We start from the raw sequence: 6986 nt of genomic DNA, 5'->3' as shown, positions 1-6986 counted from the left end.
CCTGTTCATACGCCTCCGCCGTGACGTTGGCGTGTGCGGCCAGGTCGGCGGGGGGCGCGAACCTGCGTTCTTCCTTCAGCAGGTTGGCCAGGCTCATGTCACTCATCAGGACTCCGTCGTGGTCGATCGGGTGGGCGGCGGTGGCGGACTCAGCCCGCGAGCGGCCAGGTCGGCAGGGACTTGTCCTTCCAGGTGGCGTTGGCCACGCCGGCGAACGAGCCGTACCAGGCCAGCACCGCGGTGAGCAGACCCGCCCAGCCACCGGCGTGCGAGACGCCCGTGCTCTGCCCGAGTGCTCCGGCGGCGAGCAGCACGAAGGTCAGCGACAGCACCGTGAACACGGCGAGCAGGACACCGTTGATCCGGGTGGCGACGATCGTCATGTAGAGGGTGAAGACGGCCCAGGAGAGCAGGAACAGGCCGGTGGCCTGGTGGGCGTGGGCCGCCGGGAGCTTCGGCGCGACGAACTGGACATAGGCCGCGAAGGAGAGCCAGAAGCTGCCGTACGAGGTGAAGGCCACGGCGCCGAAGGTGTTGTTCTTGCGGAACTCCCACATACCGGCGAGCACTTGGGCGATGCCGCCGTACCAGAGGGCGAGCGGCAGCACCACGGCCTCCAGCGCGCCGTCCTTGATCAGACCGGCGTTGAAGACGGAGAGCACGAAGGTGGTGAGGGCGAAGGCCGCCAGGCCCAGGGGACCGGGGTCGGCGATCTGCGTACGGGCCGCGGGGCTCGCCGGGGTCCGCTCGTCGGTGCCGGGCGTCTGGGTGTCGTTCATGGTGCGGTCCTTGGGTGGAAGAGGGCGCGGACAGCGGTCCGGGAGCGAGGCGGTACGGACGCAGACACGGCGGACCGCGGGGGCGGTGCGCGTCGGGCTGCGGGTTCGGTCCGGGCGCGAGTGCGCGGACGGACAGGGCGGGTTCGGCTGCCGCCCCCGTTCGGGGAGCGCGGCCGGCCGTTCCTTGCCGGTGCCTTTCTCTGGTCGGTTACTGTGCGGCACACCCGCCCCGCCGGGGAGCCCCTGTACGGGACTTGTCGATCAGTGGTGGCCGTCGCGCGACGAACGGGCGGGGACGGCGGACGAACGGTCGCCGTCCGCTGCCGAGCGGTCGGCGGGGCCCGCCGCGAGTGCCTCCGGCAGATGCAGCCGGGCCAGCATCACGGAGGCCGCCGCGGGCACCCGGCCGGGCGTGAGCAGGGAGCCGCCCACCATGGTCAGGAAGGCGGCCGGCACGCTCCAGGCGGCGGGCTCGGCGAGCAGGGCCCCCGCCCAGCCGGTGCCGCCCACCCCCAGCAGCGTGAGGGTCAGCGCCGCCGCGGACAGCCCGCCGCCGACCAGCATCCCGGCGACGGCCCCGGCCGCGGTCAGCCGCCGCCACCAGATGCCCAGCACCAGCAGCGGACAGAAGGTGGAGGCGGCGACGGAGAAGATCAGACCGACCTCGTGGGCGACGGACATACCGCTCCCCGACAGCAGCAGCGCGATCGCGCAGGGCACCAGGACGGCCGGTGCGGCGGCCCGGCGGAATCCCCGTACGTCCCCGCCGAACAGGTCCTGCGACAGTACGGCGGCCACGGACAGGGCCAGCCCCGAACACGTCGACAGGAACGCGGCGAAGGCGCCCGCGACCACCAGCGCCGTCAGCAACTCGCCCGTGGCGCCCGGCACCAGGCGTCCGGGCAGCAGCAGTACCTCGGTGTCCGCGGCCCGGTCCGCCGCGGCCAGGCCCGGGGCGTAGAGCCGGCCGAGACCGCCGTACACCTCGGGCAGCAGATAGAAGACGCCGAGCAGGCCGAGGACGCCCACCGTCGTACGGCGGGCCGCGCGGCCGTCGGGGTTGGTGTAGAACCGGGCGGTGACGTGCGGCAGGCCCATCGTCCCGAGGAAGAGGGCCACCATCAGCGAGTAGACGCCGTAGAGCCCCTGCCCGCCGTCGAGCCCGCTCGCCGCGTGCGCCACGGGCACGGGGGAGGGGCTCCCGGCCGGGTGCCAGACGCCGCGCCAGACCAGCAGCAGCGCGAGCGCCGGGACGGCGAGCGCGGTCAGCTTCAGCCAGTACTGCACGGACTGGACGAGCGTGACGCTGCGCATCCCGCCGGTGATCACGCTCACCAGCACCACGGCGGCCACCAGCACGGTCCCCGACCAGGCGGGCGCGCCCAGCGCCGTGTGCAACGCCAGTCCCGCGCCCACCAGTTGGGGCACCTGGTAGAGCAGTCCGATGAGTACGACGAACACGGTGGCGGTCCGCCGTACCGCCATCGAGCCGAGGCGCGCCTCGGCGAAGTCGGAGACGGTGTAGGCCCCCGAGCGGCGCAGCGGGGCGGCCACCAGGACGAGCAGCACCAGGTAGCCGGCCGTGTAGCCGATGCCGTACCAGAGCATGGTGCTGCCGTACGTCGCCAGCAGCCCGGCGATGCCCAGGTAGGAGGCGGCTGAGACGTATTCGCCGCTCACGGCGGCGGCGTTGCGCAGGGGTGAGACGGTGCGGGAGGCGACGTAGAAGTCCGGGGTGGAACGGGACCGCAGGCCGTAGCCGCCGATGCCCACCGTCACGGCGACGACGAGGAGGACGGCCGTCAGGTTCGCGGGTGCGTTCATCGGCCGGCGTTCGTGAGTGGCGGACAGGTTTCTCGGCGGGCGTTCATGAGCGGCGGACAGGCTTCTCGGAGGGTGTTCATGAGCGGCGCACGTGTTCGTCGAAGTCGCGTTCGTTGCGTTCGGCCCGGCGGATGTAGCAGATCCCGGCCGCCACCAGCAGCGCGTAGACGGGCGGGCCCAGGACCAGCCAGGGCAGTCCGGCGCCCCACAACCGCGCCCAGTGCGGCACCGGTACCCGCCCGAGCAGCAGCGGCAGGGCGGCCAGCGGCAGACAGACCGCGGCGCAGACCAGCAGGCCCAGCCGCAGCTGGGTGCGCATCAGCGCCTTCATGTACACCTCGCCGAGCGGGGTCTGCTCATGTACGTCGCGCACCGCCGCGTCCCGTCGTCCGGGCCGGGCGGCACGGGTGCGGGGGTGGCTGACGCTCACGCGCCGGGACGGATCACCCATGGGCGGCCCGTCCGCCGCGCGGGAGGCCGGACGCGGGCAGCATCAGTTCGCGCAGCCGGCGGCTGCTGCGGCGGCTGACCGGGAGCACGGTGCCGGCCACCCGCACCGACAACCTGCCGGAGTCGGCGAGCAGTTCCTCGATATGGCCGGTGGCGACGAGATAGCGGCGGTGCACCCGGACGAATCCGGCGTCCTGCCACTGCTCCTCCAGGCTGGACAGCGGGGCCCGCAGCAGACAGCTCCCGGACGCGAGGTGCAGGCGCACATAGTCGCCGCACGCCTCCACATGCCGTACCTCGGAGCGCTGCACGAAGCGGGTCACCCCGGATATCTCCACGGGGATCGTCTCGTCGTCGGCGGGCGGCTCCGCGGCGGGCGCGGGTGGCACGGGCGGGGGTGCGGGAACCGGTTCCGCGGGCGCGAGGGGCGGGGTCTGCCGCTCGGCGATCCGCCGGACGGTCTCCGCGAGCCGTTCGGCGCGGACGGGCTTGAGCAGGTAGTCCAGGGCGCGCACCTCGAAGGCGGGCACCGCGAAGTCGTCGTACGCGGTGACGAAGACGACCGGCGGCGGCTCGGCGAAGCGGGACAGGACCCGGGCCACCTCGATTCCGTCCAGGCCGGGCATCCTGATGTCGAGGAAGACCGCGTCCATGGGGTGCCCGTGGGCCAGGGCGCGGTCCAGCGCCAGCAGGGCGGCGGGGCCGTCCGCCGCGCACTGGACGGGGCCGACGCCCTGGTGCAGTCCGAGCAGGTAGACCAGCTCGTCGCGGGCGTGTGGCTCGTCGTCGACCACCAGGATGTGCAGCATGCGCAAATATGAGCATTGCTCATATAGTTGGTCAATCTCTCAAGTGGTGTGGGATTGGCCACACGCCCGGGGGGCCTCGGCCGGCGGTGCCGTCACCCCCGCACGGTACTTGGGCACCCGCAGGCGTACCTTGGTGCCCGCGCCGGGCGCGGTCTCGACCACCAGCCCGTACGCATCGCCGTACACCCGCCGCAGCCTGGCGTCGACATTGCCGAGGCCCACCCCGCCCGAGCCGCCGCCGCCCGCCGCGGACGTGCCCCCCGCGACCAGGATGCGGCGCAGCTTCTCGGGGTCCATGCCGGCCCCGTCGTCCTCCACCGTGATGTGCGCCTCGGCGCCGACGTCCCACGCGAGTACGGTGATCCGCCCCGGCCCGGTGCTGCCCTCGAAACCGTGCCGCACCGCGTTCTCGACCAGTGGCTGCACACACAGGAACGGCACGGCCACCGGCAGCACTTCCACGGCCGCCTGGACATCGATGCACAGCCGGTCGCCGAACCGCGCCTGCTCCAGCACCAGATACTGGCCGATCGAGCGGAACTCCTCGGCCAGCGTGGTGAATTCGCCGTGCCGACGGAACGAGTAGCGGGTGAAGTCGGCGAAGTCCAGCAGCAGTTCACGGGCCCGCTGCGGATCGGTACGCACCAGCGAGGCGATCGCGGTCAGCGCGTTGCAGGAGAAGTGCGGCGATATCTGCGCGCGCAGCGCCCGCAGTTCCGCCTCCACCAGACGGGTACGGGAACGGTGCATCTCCGCGAGTTCCAGTTGCCCCGAGGTCCAGCGCGCCACCTCGCCCGCGGCCCGGACCAGGCCCGCCGACACACCCGGGGCGTAGACCAGCAGCGCCCCCTCGACCCGGTCCTCCACCACCAGCGGCACCGCGACCGCCTCGCGCAGCTCGCAGCGCAGGTCCCCGCACCACACCCGGTCCGCCTTCAGTACGGCGCTCCCGCCGCCGGCCAGCACCTCCGCGGCCAGCTCCGCCGCGCCCGCGCCATGATGCTTGCCGGTGCCGTCCCAGGCCAGCATCCGTTCGGTGTCGGTGACGGCGAGACCGGGGGCGCCCAGCAGCTCGCGCAGATGCCGGGCGGCCGCACCGGCCGAGGTCTCGGTCAGCCCGGCGCGCAGGGCCGGTGCCGCGAGGGACGCGCGGTGCAGCGCCTCGAAGGCCGCCTGCCCGGCCCGCCCGTCGAAGCCCGCGTGCCGGCGCAGCCGACCGGGCCGCCGGAAGATGTCTGCCATGGCGGCCAAGGTAGCCCTGCGGATACCGGGCGAGACAGCCGTCTCACGCGGCACCTCACCTCTCCGGTCCTGGCATCGGCACCGGCAGCAGCCGCCCGTCCCGTACCTCGGTGATCCGGTCGGCGGCCGCGAGGTGGGTGCGGTCGTGGGTGACCAGGACGGTGGCGGTGTCCCGTTCCCGGGTGAGCCGGGTGAGCAGGTCGAGGACGGCGGTGCCGCGCTCGTGGTCCAGGGCGCTGGTGGGTTCGTCGACCAGGAGGACGGTGGGGTCGTTCATCAGGGCGCGGGCGATGTTGACGCGCTGGCGCTGGCCGCCGGAGAGCTGGTGGGGGCGGCGCCCGGCCTGCTCGGTGAGGCCGACCGCGTCGAGCAGTGCCATGGCCCGCCCGCGTGCCCCGGCGGGGGAGCGGCCGTCGATATGGGCCATGACCTGGAGCTGTTCGACGGCGGTGAGGGAGGGCAGCAGATTGGGCTGCTGGAAGACGATGCCGATCCGGCTCCGGCGCAGCTCGGTCAGCTCGCCCCGGCTCAGCCCGGTGGTACGGATGCCGTCGACGGTGACGGTGCCGCTGTCCGGTGTGATCAGGGTGGCGGCGACGGCCAGCAGGCTGGACTTGCCGGAGCCGGAGGGGCCGACCACGGCGGTCAGGCTGCCCCTGGGCACCTCCAGGCCGACCCGGTCCAGGGCGGTCAGCCGGGTGTCGCCGTCGGGATAGGTGAGGGTGATGTCGCTCAGGCACAGGCTCATCGGGCGCTCCCCAGGGCGGTCAGCGGGTCGACGGAGGTGATGCGGCGGACGGACAGCGCGGCCCCGAGGGCACCGAGGACGACGGTCACCGCGGCCGGGACCAGGACGGTGCCCGGGGAGAGGACGAACGGCACCGCGCCGCCCACGACGAGGGCGCCCAGGGCGGCGGCGATCCCGGTGCCGAGCAGGGTGCCGCCGATGAGCAGGACGACGGCCTGGCCGAGCGCGTCCTTGAGGAGGTGGGCGGTGGAGGCGCCCAGGGCCTTCAGCACGGCGACGTCGGGGCCGCGCTGGATGGTCCACACGGTGAAGAAGGCGCCGATGACCAGGGCGGAGATGGCGAACAGAAAGCCGCGCATCAGCTGGAGCGAGCCGTTCTCGGAGGTGTAGGACCCGATCGCGGACAGCGAGTCGGCGGGGGAGACGGTCCTGGTGCCGGCCCGCCGGTCGACGGCCGCGGTATCGGCCCCGGAGGTGGTGGTCAGGGCGAGGACGGTGGCGGCCGGGCGCTTTCCGTCGCCGGTGGGCGGCGCGGTCCCGCGCCAGACGTCGAGGCTGGACCAGACGACGGGGATGTGGCTGAAGAAGGCGTCGCCCCGCACCGCGGCGACCGTCAGCCGTCGCCCGGCGAGGGTGAGGGAGCCGCCGGCCGTCACACCGAGGCCGTCGGCGGCGCCGGTGGAGAGCACCACCGTACGGTCGTCGAGCCGCCCGCCGTCCGGGGCGAGACGGGAGCCGGGCCGGACGCCGAAGACGGAGACCCCGGTGCTCCGGTCCCCCGCGGTGGCCTTGGTGGTGCTGATCCCGAGCGGTTCGGCGCTCTTGACGCCGGGTGCCTCGGCCCACTGCCGCCGCTGGGCCCCGGTGACGGTGGAGTCGGCGTACGACAGGGCCTGGCCGCGGGCGGGGGCCTGGAAGGCGATCGCGGTGGCGGGCAGTCCCGTGATCGCCGAGATGTTCTGCCGGCCCAGTCCGGCCGTGAGCCCGGACAGCAGCCCGACCAGCAGGGTGATCAGTACGACGACGGTTCCCATCAGGGCGAAGCGCCCCTTGGCGAACCTCAGATCTCTCCAGGCGACGAACACGGCCTTGGCTGTCCTTCCGGCGGGGAAAAGCAGTAGGCCCTCACCGTCG

The 6986-nt window shown here is 73.6% G+C and carries 7 protein-coding genes; all 7 read right to left on the bottom strand.

Going from position 1 to position 6986, the window contains the following annotated elements; genetic code table 11:
• Positions 1-149: 149 nt before the first annotated feature.
• On the bottom strand, positions 150-779 hold the full coding sequence (locus AB0N90_RS37000; protein WP_085567716.1) for an acetate uptake transporter family protein: 630 nt from the start codon (positions 777-779) through the stop codon (positions 150-152).
• A 261-nt stretch (positions 780-1040) separates the two neighbouring features.
• Positions 1041-2603, bottom strand: coding sequence for a cation acetate symporter (locus AB0N90_RS36995; protein WP_365203820.1), 1563 nt, complete (start codon positions 2601-2603; stop codon positions 1041-1043).
• Between the two features lie 76 nt (positions 2604-2679).
• The gene (locus AB0N90_RS36990; RefSeq protein WP_365203818.1) at positions 2680-3054 is read right to left on the bottom strand and encodes a hypothetical protein; all 375 of its coding nucleotides are present in this window, start codon (positions 3052-3054) and stop codon (positions 2680-2682) included.
• A complete protein-coding gene (locus AB0N90_RS36985) occupies positions 3047-3862 on the bottom strand; it encodes a LytTR family DNA-binding domain-containing protein (protein WP_365203816.1) in 816 nt (271 codons plus the stop codon). The genes AB0N90_RS36990 and AB0N90_RS36985 overlap by 8 nt, the downstream gene beginning before the upstream one ends.
• Before the next feature lie 39 nt (positions 3863-3901).
• The gene (locus tag AB0N90_RS36980) at positions 3902-5104 is read right to left on the bottom strand and encodes a histidine kinase (RefSeq protein ID WP_365203814.1); all 1203 of its coding nucleotides are present in this window, start codon (positions 5102-5104) and stop codon (positions 3902-3904) included.
• A gap of 55 nt (positions 5105-5159) precedes the next feature.
• Complete coding sequence (locus tag AB0N90_RS36975) at positions 5160-5852, bottom strand: ABC transporter ATP-binding protein (RefSeq protein WP_365203812.1); 693 nt, start codon at positions 5850-5852, stop codon at positions 5160-5162.
• The gene (locus AB0N90_RS36970) at positions 5849-6937 is read right to left on the bottom strand and encodes an ABC transporter permease (RefSeq protein ID WP_365203810.1); all 1089 of its coding nucleotides are present in this window, start codon (positions 6935-6937) and stop codon (positions 5849-5851) included. The genes AB0N90_RS36975 and AB0N90_RS36970 overlap by 4 nt, the downstream gene beginning before the upstream one ends.
• Positions 6938-6986: the final 49 nt, after the last annotated feature.

This window comes from Streptomyces sp. NPDC093018, from assembly GCF_040684035.1.
GTDB classification, from domain to species: Bacteria; Actinomycetota; Actinomycetes; order Streptomycetales; family Streptomycetaceae; genus Streptomyces; species Streptomyces murinus.
This window is presented reverse-complemented; position numbering and strand designations above follow the sequence as displayed.